Source organism: Rhodopirellula bahusiensis (genome assembly GCF_002727185.1).
GTDB lineage: Bacteria > Planctomycetota > Planctomycetia > Pirellulales > Pirellulaceae > Rhodopirellula > Rhodopirellula bahusiensis.
The window spans coordinates 659773-677721 of record NZ_NIZW01000002.1; the positions used below are offsets into that span (position 1 = coordinate 659773).

Genomic DNA, 17949 nt, shown 5'->3' on the forward strand with positions numbered 1-17949 from the left:
GGCTAGGGTGAGGGCTGAGCGAGACACTGCTCACCGTCTCAAAACTGAGGAAGCTTCCGAATCGGCTTCGTGAACCGCAATCCAACCGGTGGTTTCAGACCATTGATCAACCAAGCCTGCCGCCACTAGAAAGTCCCCTCTCCTGTTGGGAGAGGGCTAGGGTGAGGGCCGAGCAAGATACTGCTCACCGTCTCAGAAACTGGGGCAGCTTCCGAAGTGGCTTCGTGAACCGCAATCCAACCGGCGGTTTTAGACCATTGATCAACCAAGCCTGCCGATCATCCCGATTCGCATTCAGGCGATTTGCCAAGCTAGCATTGCTAGCTCCACCAACTCGCATCTTCACGGTCACACGAGGCAGATACGCCATTTTCGCCTTATGGCGAACCATCATCCGGACCAGCAGCTCATAATCCGCGGCCGTTCGAATGTCTTCATTGAACAGACCAAACCGCTCGTAGAATTCACGACGAAAGTACACGGTCGGATGCGGCGGCATCCAACCCCATCGAAATTTCCGGACGTCGTAGGCACCTGAAACCCAATGGCGGTGCACACGATCTCGATCATTTGCGTCGACATAGTCCAGATCCGCGTAGACACCGTCGACGTTGGGATTGGCCATGAGTTCAGCGACATCGGCCAAGACATTCGCGTCTGCCAGCCAGTCATCCGCGTGCAGAAACCCGATGACGTCTCCGGTGGCTGCGCGAAGTCCCTTGTTCAACGCGTCATAAATCCCGCGATCGGGTTCCCGTATCGAAACCGAAATCTGATCCCCGTAACCCGCCACAACCGTCGCTGTCCCGTCCGTCGATTCCCCGTCCACCACCACGACCTGAACATTCGCGTCCGCCTGGGCGAGGGCAGACTCGATCGCGTCCGCAACAAACTGTGCCCGGTTATAAACGGCAGTGATAAGGGAAATTTTCATGCCTGACTCGGATCATAATTGACGGAGAGTTGCAGACTCATTTCGGGCACGATTTCAAGGTTGCTTCAATTCCCTGCCTAAGTCCGATGAATTCAAACCCCGGAATCAGCTTGAGCAATCGACGGGAATCCAGTGAAATCGATCGTATGTCAACCGGTCGGCTAGGTCGATACTCTATATGAATTTCGTGATCGACAACCGATTGTAGTGTTCGTAGCAACTCATTCAGGGAAGTCGCACGCCCGGTACCAAGATTAAATACTTCACTCGCTTCAGGTCGATGAAGCGAAGTAGCCATGAGCTGGCATACATCATTGACAAAAATGTAATCACGCTCGTCCGTCCCATCTCCAAAAATCTGTATCGGTTGGTTCGTCTGAATCGCTTGGATCCAATGAGGCAGAACACCCTGACCCGGGCGTGCACGCTGCCCAATACCGAACGGGTTCCCCAGTCGAAAAATATCAACGGAAAACTGCCCCATGCGAACTGCGTGCTTCAACATTTGTTCAGACGCTAGTTTTATAATTGCGTAGGGTGAACGAGGGTCTGTCGGAGACTCCTCCGTTCGTGCCGATGGACTGTCTGCGTAGACTGTTCCGCCAGAGGAAGGAAACACGATTTTTTTTACCTTTGCTTGTGTCGCCACTTCCATTAGTGTTAGAAGCGGCAGGAAGGCGTCATTGCATTCGGCGAGAGGGTCGCTGTAGTGTCGAGTCGGATGCGTGGTGGATGCAAAGTGGTAGACAAAATCGACTCCAGTGACAGCCTCCGTCAGCGCCATTGGGTCTCGCAAGTCGCCGACTTTCAATACAACGTTCGAGAAGTCGTTCCACTCGTCTGTCTGCTGTCTGCTGCACGCATGCACCTGATGCCCCTCGTTGGCCAGGTACTGCGTCATCGCGCTGCCAAGAAAACCAGACGCTCCCAACACCGCAATCCGTTGCCTGCAATCTTGCAATGTCAAGAGTGACGCACCGGTTGATGCACCAATCGTTGCAAGTACTCGCCGTACTCGCTGTTTTTAAGTTTAGTCGCTTGCTCAATCAGAGTCTCAATCGAGATCCATCCTTGTCGGTACGCAATTTCTTCCGGACAGGAAACCTTCAAACCGGTGCGTTTTTCCAACGCGCCAACGAAACTGCTCGCGTCGTGAAGATTCTCATAAGTCCCCGTATCAAGCCACGCAGTGCCGCGTCCAAAGACTTCTACACTTAGGGTTCCCTCATGCAAGTAAAGGCGGTTCAGGTCGGTGATTTCGACTTCCCCACGCGATGAAGGAGTCAGGGTTTTTGCGAACTCACACACCCTCGAATCATAAAAGTACAAACCTGGCACCGCAAAATTGGATCTTGGTTCTTCAGGCTTTTCCTCTAGGGAGATCGCCTTGCCGTCCTTGTTAAATGACACCACTCCATATGATCGCGGATCGCGAACCTCGTAAGCGAATACACGAGCACCTTGTTCAATCTGTGCGGATCGCTGTAGAAGCTTGATTAAACCCTGGCCGTAGAAAAGGTTGTCGCCCAACGTCAGGCAGCAGGTGGATCCATCGATGAATTCCTCTCCCAACGTGAAGGCCTGAGCCAATCCGCCGGGGTTGGGTTGAACTTTGTAGTGAATATCCAATCCCCACTGGCTACCATCACCCAACAACAACTGAAATAGAGGCGTATGTTGCGGTGTCGAGATTATGAGGATCTCTCGAATTCCAGCCAGCATTAAAGTCGACAGCGGATAGTAAATCATTGGTTTGTCGTAAACTGGCAGCAGCTGTTTGCTGATTGCCATCGTGAGCGGCGCTAATCGACTACCGCTTCCCCCTGCAAGTATTATCCCCTTCAATTTACTTCTCCGCTAGGTTACCAATGGAATTGACGACGCACGCTGCAGGCGCCGGTGGTCAGAGGTTAGTTGCGACATCAACGATCGCTATGTAGTAAAGAAGGAAAGGTTCTAGGAATTGCTACAGGCACGGGAAAATTGTTATGGTTGTAGCGAGCAAGATGGTCCCGGTAGTTTTGTCTGAGCCTAGCTACGAGTTGTCGCTGGATTGCCGATGACGGTTGTCTCAGCGGCGACGTCGTTTAAAACGACGCTGCCAGCAACGCACATGCTGTTGGGCCCAATCGAAACGCCCGGCGCGACAAAGACACGAGCTGCAATCCAGGAACCTTTGCGAACCGTGATTGGTCGGGTAATAAGGTCGAATTTGGGCGACGAAAATCGATGCGAACCAGTGCACAAGAACGCACCCTGTGAAATGCAGCAATCTGACTCGATGACGATTTCTTCGAGATTTAGTATGAACGCTTTTTCGCCGATCCAAACATGGTCGCCGATTGTCAGACGCCAGGGGAAAGTGATCGATACTTCGCTCCGGATGACCACCCCCACACCAATTCGTGCACCGAAACAGCGGAGCACAAAGCATCGCACCCGCGATGGCAATGGGTATGGCATCGAAAAGAAGAAGAATCTCGCGACAATCCAAGCGACTTCCGTGAGGCGACTCGCACCACGGTCCAAGCAACTTCGATAATTTTTAAGTTCGATTTGCACAAGAACATTGGTCGTGTGGGTGTCGTATCAAAATGCCGGAGGGAGAATTTCGAAAGTATAGACCAAGAAAGGAACGCTCGGAACAGTCGTCGACTTCATTGAGGATAGTCTTGTACGTTTTCGCTCAATCACTTTGTTACGAACTGTGGCTCGTTCCCACCACCGATCATCCAAGCGTACAGCTCATGCATTTGACGGGCGACCGATGACCATACAAAATTGGATTTTACAAGTTCGTAGCCGCACTCTCCCATGTCCGAAAGTTCATCGCTTGAACGGTCGAAGGCGGAGAGCAGACCCTTACGGATGCTTTGGATGCTCGGCCTGACCTCGATTGCAGCCCCCATTTCGAAGCCTATGTTTAGATTGCATTCGGCCGTCATCATTACCGGCGCTCGGTGTGCCCAAGCTTCGAGCACCGCCATCGGCAATCCCTCGGAGAAACTTGGCAGCACAAATAGACTAGCCTCTGTTAGCAGCTGATACTTTTCATCAGCGTAAGTTGGTCCTAGGAAGGTGACATCGCTTTGCTTGTCATCTTTGGAGTCGGCGCATCGAAGACCATAATCGATGCACAACTGACGCAGTTCCGGCAAATGCCCACCATCGTCTTTTCCGGCAATGACGAGCTGCCACTCTCGAGACGATTTCTCTTGTTGAATTTGGCCCCATGCATGAACCAGATTGGCGAGGCCTTTCTTGCGGTGGATGCGTCCGAGATAGACAATTCTTTTTGGAGCTGATGTCATTGAGCGGGACGTTGCACGCGGAACGCAGACTTTGTTGGGCAGATAGACGCCATTCGGAATGACTGCGATTGGGCCGCGGAATCCATACCGTTGATAATCCTCCACATCTTTGGTCGTGTTTGCTTGGACGCACGAAGACCGCGAAAGCATTCGCTTTTCAATCAACCAACCGATCAGCATTTTCTTCCATTTCGAATTCCGAAGTGCCCACGGATCAAGCATGCCATTGGGGGAAACTAAAAGTGGCTTCTTCGAAATAACACTCCAATGAGAGGCCACCAAGGAGGTGTGGCTCCACAACGAGTGCAGATGACACAAGTCCTGGGAACCATTTATAAATGCTCGGCGAAGACCCGGCGAATAGCGAAATGAATCGTTGCCGAAGCAGGGGAAAATTTGGGGTTCAACGGGCGCCCAACACGCAAGATCACAAATCGATTGGGCGTCGGATGGGCTGAAGACACTTATCTCGCAGCCACGACTCGTAAGTTCTTTCGCAAGCGCGCATTCGACTTCGAAAATACCTCCGGCATCCCGTGACATTGATCTTGTGAGAAATGAAATTTTGAACAAACTGAGTCACTCAGCAAATTATACGGTCTTGCGTTCTGGCTTGCCGGCGTTCCCAATAAGCAATCACGATCCAGCCGAAAATGAACGGGTACAAAGACAGCAAAGTGATGTCACGCCCCATGTTGAAGGTCAATGCCAAGCCGAGGGCATACAACAGCAAGCGAGCCGGTTGGGTCCCCAAACGGTCTTGCCTTGCCAAAATGCCACACCAAACGGACATCAAAAACGCCGCTGCAATCGGCCCCAGCCAGGGTCCAAAGTTGACTACGCCTTGTCCGATCATGCCCGTGGAAATCGTCGCGTGCACGCCGGCACTGCGTGCGTTTCCGCCGCCCTGTCCGCGAGCGATGGCGTAGTCGATCCCGATCATCGGCTTGTCCGGCCAAATGACCCGAGGTACTGGATTGACCGCTTCAGCGAAATAACGCATGCCCCAGTTCGGTTCGTAGCTGCCGTTCTCGAGGAACTTATTGATCCAGCCGAGTTCTTCACCCATGTTCAACCCCAAGTGCTTTGAACCGGCTGCCTCCCGAATACTCGCACCACCCGCAAACGCATTCGCGATGCTTCTGCTGGTTCGATTCTCAAGCACGAAGTTGAACCAAAGACTAGTTAGAATCACTCCGCCAAGAATGTATCCAGCTTTGACCGCTAGTTTTCCTCGGACACGCCCGAACACCCACGCGCTGAAACCCGGCACAAACGTCGCCAGCATCGTGTTCCTTGTTCGATCGAAAACATAATAGGGAAAAGCAAGCAGACAAACGACTAGAGCGATTCGACGTGTTTGCCGATTGTGCGCGAGAGCGAAGATCACGCCGAACCCAGCCGTCAAAAAAATCTGGAAGTAGGATGCCAGTGAGAGGATCGCATCAATCCCGCCACCGATTCGGTTTCTAGCCCAGGGATCGACTTTGTGACCCAGGTAAGGTGCGAAGAGACCGACGACATCGCCCTCGACCCGGAACAGCGCCACCAGCATCAACGCAATCCAAACATACAACATCGACCGGCAGAATTTGTCCAATTTGGCCTGAATGTGGGCCTGATCCAACGGTCGTTTCTCCAGGATCGCCACCGCTTGGCTGGGGCGTAGCTCACCCGCAAACGACTCGGCGACCGAAGGTGTGAGCACCATGAAAGCCAGCACAAAAAGCCCGATCTGCCACCATGCTTTTTCCAATGCATGGTCACCAATCGTGGAACGATAGCCGGCGTAATCGTTGTAGATCGCATCACCGACATACCAAACCGACACTGTCACAACGACAGCCAAAGCTGGGATTCCCCAACTCGTGCGCCGCTTGTTCCACGCATTCACCCCCGCGACGACTAACAAAAAGCAAGCGATCGGAAAGGAGAGCGGAAAGAGGGAAAAGTCAGGCATTTACAAAGAGTGCATCGCGGGTAGCAATGGTCAAATCATTTTCGATGAGTTGGTGTGCAATTGGTCGTAGTTCAGGGCTACCGAAATGACAATCGTGGATTTTTAGAGTGTCGGTGCGACGGCATTTCGCCGAACGGACCCGTGTTTCTGGCTTTCGAATAGGTCGCCGGGGGACAATTACCCGACTCGACGATCTATATCTTGATCAATCGCTCGGCAAGCTGCTCGATGCCGAAGGTTCGCGATGCATTGCCCCATTTCAATTCGTCGCGTTGCTCGCAGGCATGCACCATTGCCGCGGCAATCGACGCCGGTTCGAGATCCTTCAGCAACCATCCGTTTTCGCCGTGTGTCACGGCCTCACCGCACCGCCGTGACGCAATCACGGGAACGCCAGCCGCCAACGCTTCCAACTGCGTCAATGCGTAGCCGTCTGATAGTGTTGGCAAGATAAATACGTCCGATTGACCGTAAATATCCATCACCTCGCTGCGACGTAACGGCCCGATCCAACTCACATGGGGTAGATCCGCCCACAGCGATGTGTCAACTTCCGTCGGGCCCGCCAGGGTCAATTGGATTCGTGAGTCGTCTTTTAACAACCGCATCGCGTCGATCAAACGACCGATGCCCTTTCGCAAATTGATCTGCCCCAGAAACAATACATCCAGCGATTCTTGATTCCGTGGGATGGGGTGAATGTCCGTCCCATGTCTCGCCGTTTGAAACACCAACGGGATCACTCGGACCTTCGCTTCCTCAATGCCCTCTGTCGCCAAGCACTGCGCCGACCACGGCGAATTGACGACGATTTGGTCCGCCGTTTCCACCTCACCGCGCCAATCATCCCAATACGCCGTTGGAGCTGGCCGCCAGCTCGAAGTAACATGAGAATAGCGTTCGTGTTCGGCCGCCACGATCCGTTCTTCCTCCGGACCTGGATCGATCTGGCCAATCACGTTCGTCCAGCCGCGGTCCCGGCACAACGGAAGCAATCGTGATGCCGTGTAACTATAAGAAAAGAAGCGGCGATCCGAATCAGCTATCCGCTGCAATTCGATCGCAACACGATTTTGAAACCATTGGTTGCGATGCCGAATTCGATCCCAACCTCGCAAACGTTTTCGACGAGCCGAAAGCTCCTCACGAACGAACGAGGCCGGCCACGCTTTTACCGCTGCATCCGCGAGATCGCCGTGATATCGATCATGCCACCGATCTAGCGCTCCCACTTTCCGCAGCCAAGAACTCGGCGGGCACCAGACATCTGTAATCAAGCGGTCCAATCGTCCGGCGGCGAGCAACGCTCGCGGAATAGCGAAATGTTCGCGGGCTCCGAGCTGGGAAACGATCCAAGACCTTGAATCAAGTTCGAGTATCGAATCATTTGCGAAATGCGAGTCACGAGTTGCGAGAGGGGGCCCGCTCATCAAACCAACTCACTGCTATCCAACAATTTTCGCAGCCCCTTACCGAATGCCGACGTGGGCATGCGTTGTTCGAGCAATTCACGAGAGCGTTGTCCCCAGCCTTCGTGTGTTTCCAATGGCATCTGCATGAACCTAGCCATTGCCAAGGTCATCGCTTGGATATCCTCTGGATCGAATAGCAGCCCGTTCTCATCCTGGACGATTAAGGTTTCCGCCGCACCCCCATTGCGACTGGCCAGAATCGGCAATCCCGACGCCATCGCCTCATTGATGACCAATCCCCAAGGCTCGCTGGTCGCCGGATGAAAGAGCGCCGCCGCGCGAGCGTAGTATTCCGGCAGTGCATCGATTTGCTGAAACCCGGGAAAAAAAACAGTGGGCTCGTCAAATTGACTTTCAGACGGTTTCTCGCCGCTACCCCGCCGCCCCTTTTCGGGGAGAGTGTTTAAGGGTGAGGGGCCGATCGCGTCCAGCGACGGCTCGTCCCAAGGCCTTCCCAAAACTACTTTCAACCCCAATTCCCGGGATCGATCGATGAGCGATTCCCGCAGCGGACCATCGCCCAATAAACACAGATCCCAAGGCCGTGTACTCTCCTTTCGCATCGCACCCGCAAACGCCTCGATCCCGCGACGCAGATTCTTGATCTCAACAAACCGGTTGCTGGCCAAAAAGAACGGCGTTGTGGTCTTCTGCCTTGTGTTGTCCCGCACTTTCTGGGTCGAACTGGCAAAGTAGTCGTCATCAATGACGTTATAGCCACGGAAAATCTTGTCCGTTGCCAATCCAAGCTCCGCCAAGTAATCAGCATGAGACTGCGAGCCAACGAGAGCGGCGTCGAACTTTCGTACAATTCGTGACTTCAAGGCCTCTTTCCACCAAAGGCGGTCGCCATCAGCGCGTCGCGTTTCGCTCATCAAAATGGTTTTGCAATGGTTGCGTTGTGCCCACTGCAGACAAAAACGTGCGTCAGCACTGCTCCACCCAGAGACCGCAATGGCGTCTGGCCGCTCGCGATCCAAGTAATTGTTGACGCCGTCACGCATTTTTGTGCGACTGATGTCCTCGTAGTGTCCGGCCTGAAAGATCGTGCTGACAACCCCCGATTCGACGGTGCTAGAATCACTTACACTGTCATTGTCTGCATCGATTGGATCCCATGCGTAGATGGCGTCCGACGTACAAATCTGCATGCCGTGAACGTTCCAGCCGACTGCCGTCAACTGCTGTACCGCGCTACGCAGCCTTGCAAGGTGGTAGTGACCGAATCGAACGAAATGGATCGCGAGCTTTGGCACGTCAGAATGTTTATGTTTTGCTCGTGACATCTGCGCCAGTGTTGCTAGAACCCACGCCGATCGCTTTGTACAACCGATCACGAATGTGGCGAGTTTTGGCTTCAGTGAACAACGAAACGACAAAGCTGACCAAGTACGCCGCCATGACCACGGCCAGGAACAACAAGCACGTCGTCAGATTAAGTTCGTAGCGTGTCAGTCGATCACCAGCAGCGAAAAGCACAGCGGTGATGAACAGGATGACGGGCAGATGAATCAAGTAAAGCGAGTACGAAAAATCGGCTAGCCAGCGTGACCAACCTTGTAGCCAAAAGCGATTCTCGCCCCCCGCAACTGAGTTCAGCAAAATTGCAAACCCAAGCCCCAATAAGTACTGGTGTGAGTACGGAAACAGGTGAACCTCCAGTCGCATCATCAACAGGCTTGCGAAGAAAACAGGTAAAGCCAAGAACGGTGAAAACCATCGCCTGGCGTTCAACCTCCACCCGAGAACACCCAGCAACCAGACACCAAACAAGATCAAGATGTATGGCGTCAGTAGCCAGCACAGCAAGATGCCCAGACCAGCGCATACCAAGCGTGGTAATGCGGGGCCCTTCAACACGCCCAGCAACAGCGGAAACAGAATGTAGTACCACCATTCATGGGCAAGACTCCACAACGGACCATTGCTGCCGAATGACGGCAGCCATACCTCTTGAAACATGATCAAGCTGACAGCCGCGTGACGGAGTGACAATCGATCTAAGAACGATTCCCCCACCACAGCAACCGGTTCAGGCGTTTGGTCCGTATAGAATCCAAACGCGTTGAAATAGTTCCCGCCAATCCAATCCATGACGCCACCCAAAATTACGGCGACAATCAACACTGCGTACAATCGGCTTGCTCGATCTGCCATGTAGCGTCGCCATTCGAATTGTTCTTTTTGAAACAAATCCCAGGCCGTTCCGCCAACCAAAAATCCGCTGGTGACGAAAAAGATCACGACGGCCTCGTGGCCAAAGCCAGTCGCAAAGTAAAACCCCTTATCCAGTATTCCAGGCGATTCGGTTTGGCCGTAGTCGACAAACAATAGACTACGCGCGTGTTCTAGCACAACCAAACCGGCAGCGATCCATCGCGTCAGATTCAGAAAGTCAGATTGGGTTTCGGAAATTGCCATCTGCGAATGCCAGACTAATTCGCGCCGATGGCCTGAAGTTGATTTCGCAAAACGGAATACGAGGCAGCGTTCAGATGAACGCCGTCCATGGTCATTTCGTTCGCGAGGTATTGATCTGCATCGATGATGGCGTCATGCAAGTTTGTGTAAATCGTCCGTGGTGACTGGCCAGCCAAATTGCTCAAAAAGACGTTCATCTGTTTGACGCGATTGTTTTTCGCTTCCGCCTTGGTGACCCACTTGGAAAACGGTGGCACGCTGACCAATACGATCCGCGAGTTCGGCCACATGTCCAGGCTATGCTGAACCAAGTCACGATACGCTGCTTCGGTTTCTATGAACGGTCGATCAGTCAGCACGTCGTTGGTTCCGATCATCAACACACACGTTGCAGGTTGGTGGTCCTGGTAGTCGCCAATCCGATACGAAAGCCCAGCAACCGTATCGCCCGGAATGCCTCGCCCCACTGCATCGAAGCCTGGCAACATTTCGTTCCAATTGACAAGTGAAACCTGACTGTCCCCCAAAACCAGCGTCGCTGGTCGCGTGTCGGAAGGATTTGATGCTGCATACAGATCAAACAATTGGCGGCTGGTCGCGTAAAAGCGATTCGATTCAAAGCTCTCGTTAACGCCGGGCACGCGAGATTCAACGACCAGCCGACGATAAAACTTGCCAGGCACGCGGTAGTACCAACAAATCACAACCAGCGTCGCAAGTGTGATTGCGTTGCTGAGCAAAAGGAAGAGCGTCAATTTCTTTGATCGCAACAAGGAATGTTCGGCAGCGTTTGCGAGCGTCTTGAGAAACTTGATTGTCCTACCTTGTTCTCAGCACCGCCTTCAGGCGGAATCTAATCCTGACCAATTCAGGCTGAAGCCCAGACTGCAAACTTTCATGATTAGCAAATACTGCTGTGGTGGTGGGCCGGTCGCTGCAGTCGCTCGAATCCGAGATTGGCCGGCGGAGCCGGCCCTACGTGCAATCATCGCCAGGACAGGTCATGGCCTACGCTTACTACGGCTACCTCACCGCTAAAGCAACAGCGGATTGTAGTTCAGTTGATAGGTCAAGTCCTTTGTCCGTGTTCCGATCGGCTTGGCAGGAACACCGGCAACAATCGTGTAGGGATCAACGTCTTTGCTGACCACCGCGCCGGCCGCAACAACAGCACCGTCGCCAATTGTCACGCCGGGAAGCACGGTTGCGCGATAACCAATCCAAACATGATTGCCGATCACCACATCACCGCCGCGGTCCGCGAAATCCGGCGATTGCGGATCGTGTCCCAATGTCAAAATGGCTACCTCGGGACCGATCGATACATCGCTGCCCGTTGTGATGTTAAACTTTCGTCCATCCAGCAGGCAGCCAAAGTTAATCACGTTGCGATCGCCGAACGAGACGCGGCGTCCATTCAGAAACCGGCACCCCATCTGAATGCCAGTTCCTTGTCCACGCCGCCTCAAATAGGCTTGCAAGTAAAGCGAGCGAACGAGACGTGAAGGAAGCTTTCCCACGATGTGGTTATATCCAAACGCCGCCAGACTACCGGCCAGAACGCGAAGATTCATAATGGTAACACACTTGGAGTAGTTTTGATCAAGTCGCTTGCGATTGCTGGGCAATCATTGGTGGCGTGATCGAAAAGCGTATCCCGTACGATCTTTCCATTGGCAATGTCGGTTTCCAAAGCATTCGCCAGTGTGTGTTTCTGAATCAGATCCGCCAATAACTTGACTTCTACTTCGGTCACGGCACCTACTAACTCGCGCCGTTTCCCGTCGCGCGACATGACGTAACGACGTGCGAAAACAGATCCAACGGTCTCCGCGATCAACATACCGATCGCGGAATTCACTTGGCGGTTCTCCGTGACTTCATCTCCATTTGCAAACAGTCGGTTGCATTTCGACCACACCAAAGGGGGCAATTTTTCCGAGGGGCTATTCCCCGAGCGAATCCCAGCAAAGCCCCTCATATCTGCCCCCGAATGTTTCAAGTTCAGCTATCCCGTTGACGTCGACAATCACCTTGTCTTTCGTAAAGTGGCTGGCCGCCTCTGAGAGGCCAACGGGTGATTGAGAAAACACCACCAGCTCACTTTTCTTAATGCCACTCGCTAAGTCGGAGATCAACCTTGCTGCCAGGTGAGGCATCCGGCGGTCAATTTCGATTTGGTTACTTCCCGTCAGCCGTGACAATTCCAGGTTGTCATCAAATATCTCGACATCAAATCCTTTTCCTAGAAGTGTCTCGGCAAGAGCTACCATTGGGCTGCTACGCAGATCGTCCGTTCCCTTTTTGAATGTCAATCCAATAATCAAAATCTTTCTAACCCCTGCCCTATTGACTATTCGAAGAAGATGATCCAGGTGCGATTCATTTGAATCCAAAATGCTTTCAAGCATCGGAAGTGAAATCCCTTCTTGTTTTGAGAAAGCGCTCAGGGCTGACACATCTTTGGGCAAACAGGATCCACCGAATGGCGTCCCAGGTCTCATGTAATTCGGCGAGATATTCAATTGAGTGTCTTGGCAGAAGATCGACATCAAATGTTGGCCATTCACGCCAAGATGCTTGCTTATGCGTCCTATCTCATTACCAAATGCAACCTTCACTGCGTGCCAATAGTTGCAGGCGTATTTAACTAACTCCGAGGCCTCCAGTGGTACAAGCTGTGATTCGCCCATCAGCGTCACGAGGCTCTCATTTGGCTTGTCACCGTATGACCCGTAGACAGCGAGGCCGGGGTGATTGAAGTCTTGTATTGCACTGCCTTCACGCAAAAACTCTGGGCAGAAAGACACTTCCAAAGAACCTGTCTTGATTAGCTCCTTCGAATAATTCTCGACCAAATTCCGTACGCTACCCGGCAGCATTGTGCTTCTGATAATCACGACATGCTTCGACTGTTTTGTCTCTACTGCTGCGCAGATTTGCGCATACACTTCGGTTGCGTACTTTAGGTTCAGGCGACCGGATTCCAATGATGGAGTCCCAACGCAAACAATCGAAATTTCAGTATCGGCAATTGCTTTCTCGTGGTCACGCGTTGCACTCAAACGGCCTTGGGCCCGCGCCTGACGAATCATTTCATCAAGCCCCTCTTCAACAATCGGCGCCACTCCGTTGTTAATGTTGTCAACCTTCTCCTGGTTAACATCCACGCAAATCACGTCATGGCCCTGGTCAGACAGACAGCCGGCGGTGACAACTCCGACGTAACCGATTCCGAAAATACTTACACGCATATGTGCCTAAATGCCTTTATTCCTGGTTTTGTAAATTGTGAAATACGGCGATACGATCGAGCAACAATTCTGCGTTCCGATCGTAGGAGTGCTCATGCCGAAAATCATTCCATCTGGCCGATTCTGCAACTTCATCAACGCTTTTCAACGCCTGACTTACTTGCGTTATCGTTGGCTTGGGAATTCGAATTCCGAGGCCATAGTCCTGAACAGCTGCAGCAAGCGGCCCATCACCACATGATGCAATCAAAGGGACTTCGAACGGCACTGCGATAAACAGAACGCCACTGGCAGAAACGAAACTGCTGTCGTACGGCAAAAGAATGCAGTCCGACATTTGAAACAGATTCGATGTATCTTGATCAGTCTGGTACCCGATTTTCCAGAACACACTCGATTCAGCATCGATCTCTTTTGCAAAACGTACGTAGTCGGAGGATTGTATTTGGCCGGGAGCGGCTTCGCTACCGGCAACAACCAGCGAATATCCTGGAGTTGCCGCTACCGCTTCGATCGATGTCTTCAGATTCTTATTATCGCGTAGATGCCCGTAGCAAAGTGCTACATTATCGCTATCAGGTATTCCGAGCTCTCGCTTCAGCTCGGCTGAGCTGCAACTCGGCGGCGGCATCGGGTATTCCCCATGCGGCACGACGGTTGGCTCGATTGAACGTGACGAGAAAGTCTCTAGCTCAATCGGATGATGCACGAATGCGTCACTTAGAAACGAATACCCATTCTTGACTGACCATCGATGCCACCATTTCGGCCCAACGACATAATCCCGAACTGGATCAAGGCACATGGCGCCAAACCATACACCTTGATTTGACATGCGTCTCAGCACTGGAGCCCAGACTGGGGCTAAGTACTCAGTGAACGATGCAAACAAGACGTTTGCATACGCACCATCGCGTATGGAACGTACGCATTGCCGATGATTCGCGAGGATGCTGCGTGCCGTTCGAAAGCGGCTAAGAATTCGTGAACTCTGGCCATGCTTGGGCGGCGCAGTAAGTTTGCGAACCTGGCGGTAATTCGTTTCGGTTTCCGCATGCGACCATTCAGGCGAGCACAAGAGCGTCACATCAGCGCCTGCTTCTACAAGTGCAGTCGCTTGATGATGAGCGTTCGTTGCAACCCCGCCCGTACTCAATGGACAGAAATGAAGGATTCGTCTCGGCTTGTTCCCGTTAGCCACTCTTTAGTCCTTCTTAAACACGCCGACTTGGCCAGGTTGCAAGGCAGGAAAAACGGTGTAGAGCGCATTCACGATCCTGTTTCTGATCTTTATTCCGCGAATGTGTTGGCGATACCAGTGTCGATCCACGTGGAAGCCGGACGCGTTGAAAAGTTCAACCAATTCGTCTTTCGTCCATTCACGCCAATGCAAACCAACGCTCGTTGCCATCCCGGGTTGAAGTTGCAGCAACAGGGACGAGATCGGACTTAGGAACCCTTTTCCACGCGACAGATAAACACGGTTTCGCAGGCAAGCAAGGTTGGGAGTTGCACAGTAGACTCGTCCCCCATTGTCGAGAAGTCGATTGAACTCGCGAAGTAGTGGAATCGCGTTGAAGCACAAATGCTCTAGCACTTCATTAAAAACAATCAGGTCGAACTTTTCGTCTTGAATCGGAAACACGGTGTCCTGAAGGTCCAAGCCAACACATTCTACATTGTTGTTGACCAGAAAGTGTTTCATCGATTTGTCTTCAACAATGAACGGTATATCGTGCGCAGTTACGGAATATCCCATTTTCTTCAGCGAAACCGAGACAACCCCCGTGAAGGCACCTATCTCCAGGACTCGAAGCTGCTTACCGACGGACGTGATGTCATCCAACGTCAAGCGGTATCGGTACCGCATATGCTCGTTGTACTCTTTGATTTCTCCCCACGATGGAGAAAGGTCATTCGATTCCGCAATCGTTTCTTCAAGAATGTTCGCAATTTCAATCATGATCATCCGATCCTCAGACAGGTATGTTCTCTAAGAATTCAACAACTTAGACGTAAAAGATTTTGCCGAAAAGAAACTCGCAACATCACCTGCCGCTCCACGCGACTGCTGGGCCATCGTGTCAAGGTTCGCTATTGCTTCCGAAATCGCTTCAACCACGCCGGCCACATCGTTGTCCATCGACAGGCCACAATCGAACTGGCTGGCAATGGTGTCTACCCATGTATCGCTGGTGTAAAGCAATGGCTTACCCAGCATCATTGCTTCGACTGCAACGCCCGAAATGCGCGCAAAATAAACTTCGCGACGATACGGCAGAATGATCAGATCAGCCTTCAAAAGCTGTTGATGATAGGCTTCACTGCTGAGCGGTTTCGTGATCACATCGAACGTCACGTTCGAAAGATTCAGTGCAGGCAAGTCGTCGGGGCCCAGCATAGAACCGTTTGGCAGCGTGAATGCATCAGACCATTGAAAAACCATTTCTATCGGCGACAAATCCTGTTGCTGACTCAGCAGCTTCGCAGCTTCAACCAATCGGTCTGCCCCTTTTTCATATCGTGCAGGCCCAGGCAAGAACACGCGAACCGATTTGGTGGACTCGCTTGTGCTATTTTTTTCCGTTTTGCCGAACGATTCATCGGCCGGTGTACTCGGGGCCTGAAGTCCAATCAAGCATGGATGCGGCAGTACTTGAAACCGTATCCCGGTCAATTCTTCATATTCATCAGCCAAGCGTTCGCTATCCGTCACAAAACGCACGGCTCCTGAATCCAACATGGGCTGAAAGCGCTTGATCGCCCAACGCCAGAACTTGGCTGTGCCGCGAAACGTCCGATTGCCTTGATTGTCGTACAGGGCGATGTTATTGCGAACCAGCAACACCAATTGCCGAAACTTGCGACCACCAAATCGTTTCGCGATCTTGTGGTACCCAAGAAAATGGTGCAACACAACGGTCGGTGCAAAAACCGTGTCGTAGTGATCACTGACCACAAGATGCTTGGCCAGGTCCTGGTACAGTCGTCGATTGTGTCTGGCGATTCCCAGGTAACGTTTCCAAGCCTGTGGCTGGTTGTAGATCTGATCCCAAACGGTAAATCGAAAGTGCGGCGTTGCCCCCAGTTCCTCGGCAACCGATGGCTCCATGGTGATATTGCCCAACATGGATACATCCACATCGCCGACTTCCTGCAGAGCAGCCTTGGTTGCGCGATTGTACTCAAACCAATGACCTTCGCGGTTCCGCAAGGCCTCTTCGACAATCAACAGGTTTGTTGGTTTAGACATCAATCAGGACGCAGGCGTTTCGCAGCAATCTTTTCCTGGGAATCGATCAAGCAACTTCTTTGCCACCTTCGCCAACGACGTGCACAGACGGATTCGGCACGATGAACTTGCCGCCCGATGCCAAGTAGTCCTTGTACTTTTCGACGAAGAACGGCAAGAAATTCCAGCTGAGCACGAGGTAGTAATCGGGACGTTCGGCTTGACTCTTTTCATCCTCGATCGGAATATGCGTGCCCGGTGTCAGCTTGCCAATTTTGAACTTATTGACCTCGACTGCCTTTTGGCACAGGTCGGGTCCAATGTCGCAATAGTTCAGCAGCGTACTGCCCTTCAGCGGTGCTCCCAAGGCCCAGACGCTCTTTCCGTCATCCTTCAAGCCCTTTAACAGTTTCTGCAGATCGTCGCGATTGGTTTCGACCTTTTGCGTAAATTCGTTGTAAGCGTCGATGTCGTACAAGCCAGCTTTTTCTTCGTCACGGATCCATTTTTCGACCGCTGGTGACGTCACGTTTTCGTTCGAATTCAGGCCGACGTAGCACAAGAAGGAACCGCCGTGAACGTCCACATGTTCCACGTCAATGATCCGCATGCCGTGCTCCTCGAATAGTCGCTTCAGCGGGCCAATTGAGTGGATCATGGTGTGTTCGTGATAGAAGTGATCGAACTGGCACTTCTGAATCACATCTTTCAAGTTCACACACTGGGTTAGAAAGATCGTCTTGTCGTCCATCACCGCGGTAAGACCACGGATGAAGTCGTGGATGTCTTGGACGTGATAGAACACCGCCGTCGCCGTGATCAGCCGCGGCCGAACGTTCAGCTGGCTTAACGCGCGACCGGTCGCTTCGTTCCAAAACGTCTCACAAACGGTCGTGCCCGCTTCACGACACAATTCGCCAGTCAAACGGCCAGGGTCGACCCCCAGGACACGCATCTTGTGGTCTTGGAACTTTCGCAGCAGCGTTCCATCGTTGCAGCCGATGTCAATGACCAAGCTGTTTTCAGGAATTCGGAATCGTTCGACCGTTCGCTTGGCCATCCAGTCAAAGTGATCAACCACCGGCATGTTGACGCCCGTGACGTAGGGGTGATTGCTGAACATAAATTCCGGTGCAGGGAACTCTTCCAACTGCACTTGGTGGCAGCTCTTGCAGATCATCATTGCGAACGGAAAGACCAATTCCTGATCTTTGATCTCAGGCGTTGGAAAGTGGTTTCCATTGGGCTGGTCACCCAAGTCAATGAAACGCTGCAAATCGTACGATCCACAATTCATACAGTGAAGGTTTTTCATGAATTAACGTGGGGCTAGTAGCGAGGAGTTTGAAGGAATGTCAAGGAAAA

Annotated in this window: 17 protein-coding genes; all 17 read right to left on the reverse strand. The window is 52.3% G+C overall.

Features of this window, described 5'->3' with window-relative positions; genetic code table 11:
* Positions 1-184: 184 nt before the first annotated feature.
* The 17 genes from CEE69_RS05240 to CEE69_RS05320 all read right to left on the reverse strand — a co-directional run bounded on the left by CEE69_RS05240 (position 185) and on the right by CEE69_RS05320 (position 17881).
* Positions 185-934 carry a glycosyltransferase family 2 protein gene (locus CEE69_RS05240; RefSeq protein ID WP_099259637.1) on the reverse strand — a complete coding sequence of 250 codons (750 nt, stop codon included), beginning with the start codon at positions 932-934 and terminating at the stop codon, positions 185-187.
* Positions 935-971: 37 nt separating this feature from the next.
* Entirely contained in the window at positions 972-1901 is a 930-nt protein-coding gene (locus CEE69_RS05245; protein WP_143549157.1) for an NAD-dependent epimerase/dehydratase family protein, read from the reverse strand.
* Positions 1898-2779 carry a glucose-1-phosphate thymidylyltransferase RfbA gene (gene rfbA, locus CEE69_RS05250; RefSeq protein WP_099259639.1) on the reverse strand — a complete coding sequence of 294 codons (882 nt, stop codon included), beginning with the start codon at positions 2777-2779 and terminating at the stop codon, positions 1898-1900. Before rfbA ends, CEE69_RS05245 begins: the two co-directional genes overlap by 4 nt.
* A gap of 186 nt (positions 2780-2965) precedes the next feature.
* On the reverse strand, positions 2966-3496 hold the full coding sequence (locus CEE69_RS05255; RefSeq protein WP_233214810.1) for a WcaF family extracellular polysaccharide biosynthesis acetyltransferase: 531 nt from the start codon (positions 3494-3496) through the stop codon (positions 2966-2968).
* Positions 3497-3624: 128 nt separating this feature from the next.
* Entirely contained in the window at positions 3625-4788 is a 1164-nt protein-coding gene (locus tag CEE69_RS05260) for a glycosyltransferase (protein WP_099259640.1), read from the reverse strand.
* A gap of 40 nt (positions 4789-4828) precedes the next feature.
* Positions 4829-6205 carry an oligosaccharide repeat unit polymerase gene (locus CEE69_RS05265; RefSeq protein WP_099259641.1) on the reverse strand — a complete coding sequence of 459 codons (1377 nt, stop codon included), beginning with the start codon at positions 6203-6205 and terminating at the stop codon, positions 4829-4831.
* 194 nt (positions 6206-6399) lie between these two features.
* A complete protein-coding gene (locus tag CEE69_RS05270) occupies positions 6400-7635 on the reverse strand; it encodes a glycosyltransferase family 4 protein (protein ID WP_099259642.1) in 1236 nt (411 codons plus the stop codon).
* Complete coding sequence (locus CEE69_RS05275) at positions 7635-8828, reverse strand: glycosyltransferase family 4 protein (RefSeq protein ID WP_158230961.1); 1194 nt, start codon at positions 8826-8828, stop codon at positions 7635-7637. Before CEE69_RS05275 ends, CEE69_RS05270 begins: the two co-directional genes overlap by 1 nt.
* 115 nt (positions 8829-8943) lie before the next feature.
* On the reverse strand, positions 8944-10098 hold the full coding sequence (locus tag CEE69_RS05280; RefSeq protein WP_099259644.1) for an acyltransferase family protein: 1155 nt from the start codon (positions 10096-10098) through the stop codon (positions 8944-8946).
* 14 nt (positions 10099-10112) lie between these two features.
* Entirely contained in the window at positions 10113-10853 is a 741-nt protein-coding gene (locus CEE69_RS05285) for a GDSL-type esterase/lipase family protein (RefSeq protein WP_143549161.1), read from the reverse strand.
* A gap of 279 nt (positions 10854-11132) precedes the next feature.
* Entirely contained in the window at positions 11133-11672 is a 540-nt protein-coding gene (locus CEE69_RS33815; protein ID WP_099259646.1) for an acyltransferase, read from the reverse strand.
* Positions 11669-11959 carry a hypothetical protein gene (locus CEE69_RS05295; RefSeq protein ID WP_143549162.1) on the reverse strand — a complete coding sequence of 97 codons (291 nt, stop codon included), beginning with the start codon at positions 11957-11959 and terminating at the stop codon, positions 11669-11671. Before CEE69_RS05295 ends, CEE69_RS33815 begins: the two co-directional genes overlap by 4 nt.
* A gap of 85 nt (positions 11960-12044) precedes the next feature.
* The gene (locus CEE69_RS05300; RefSeq protein WP_099259648.1) at positions 12045-13352 is read right to left on the reverse strand and encodes a nucleotide sugar dehydrogenase; all 1308 of its coding nucleotides are present in this window, start codon (positions 13350-13352) and stop codon (positions 12045-12047) included.
* 16 nt (positions 13353-13368) lie between these two features.
* Positions 13369-14187 carry a glycosyltransferase gene (locus CEE69_RS05305; RefSeq protein WP_143549163.1) on the reverse strand — a complete coding sequence of 273 codons (819 nt, stop codon included), beginning with the start codon at positions 14185-14187 and terminating at the stop codon, positions 13369-13371.
* Between the two features lie 369 nt (positions 14188-14556).
* A complete protein-coding gene (locus CEE69_RS05310) occupies positions 14557-15315 on the reverse strand; it encodes a class I SAM-dependent methyltransferase (protein WP_158230962.1) in 759 nt (252 codons plus the stop codon).
* Between the two features lie 30 nt (positions 15316-15345).
* Positions 15346-16200 (reverse strand): glycosyltransferase, encoded by an 855-nt coding sequence (locus CEE69_RS05315; protein WP_143549164.1) that lies wholly within the window; start codon positions 16198-16200, stop codon positions 15346-15348.
* 451 nt (positions 16201-16651) lie between these two features.
* Positions 16652-17881, reverse strand: coding sequence for a class I SAM-dependent methyltransferase (locus CEE69_RS05320; RefSeq protein ID WP_158230963.1), 1230 nt, complete (start codon positions 17879-17881; stop codon positions 16652-16654).
* Positions 17882-17949: the final 68 nt, after the last annotated feature.

Excerpts from the sequence above, each read along its gene's own strand:
- CEE69_RS05265 (WP_099259641.1), bottom strand. The coding sequence starts at position 6,205 with ATGCCTGACTTTTCCCTCTTTCCGCTCTCCTTTCCGATCGCTTGCTTT.
- CEE69_RS05280 (WP_099259644.1), bottom strand. The coding sequence starts at position 10,098 with ATGGCAATTTCCGAAACCCAATCTGACTTTCTGAATCTGACGCGATGG.
- CEE69_RS05270 (WP_099259642.1), bottom strand. The coding sequence starts at position 7,635 with ATGAGCGGGCCCCCTCTCGCAACTCGTGACTCGCATTTCGCAAATGAT.
- CEE69_RS05260 (WP_099259640.1), bottom strand. The coding sequence starts at position 4,788 with ATGTCACGGGATGCCGGAGGTATTTTCGAAGTCGAATGCGCGCTTGCG.
- CEE69_RS05275 (WP_158230961.1), bottom strand. The coding sequence starts at position 8,828 with ATGCAGATTTGTACGTCGGACGCCATCTACGCATGGGATCCAATCGAT.
- CEE69_RS05300 (WP_099259648.1), bottom strand. The coding sequence starts at position 13,352 with ATGCGTGTAAGTATTTTCGGAATCGGTTACGTCGGAGTTGTCACCGCC.
- CEE69_RS05240 (WP_099259637.1), bottom strand. The coding sequence starts at position 934 with ATGAAAATTTCCCTTATCACTGCCGTTTATAACCGGGCACAGTTTGTT.
- CEE69_RS05320 (WP_158230963.1), bottom strand. The coding sequence starts at position 17,881 with ATGAATTGTGGATCGTACGATTTGCAGCGTTTCATTGACTTGGGTGAC.
- CEE69_RS33815 (WP_099259646.1), bottom strand. The coding sequence starts at position 11,672 with ATGAATCTTCGCGTTCTGGCCGGTAGTCTGGCGGCGTTTGGATATAAC.
- CEE69_RS05310 (WP_158230962.1), bottom strand. The coding sequence starts at position 15,315 with ATGATTGAAATTGCGAACATTCTTGAAGAAACGATTGCGGAATCGAAT.
- CEE69_RS05305 (WP_143549163.1), bottom strand. The coding sequence starts at position 14,187 with ATGTCAAATCAAGGTGTATGGTTTGGCGCCATGTGCCTTGATCCAGTT.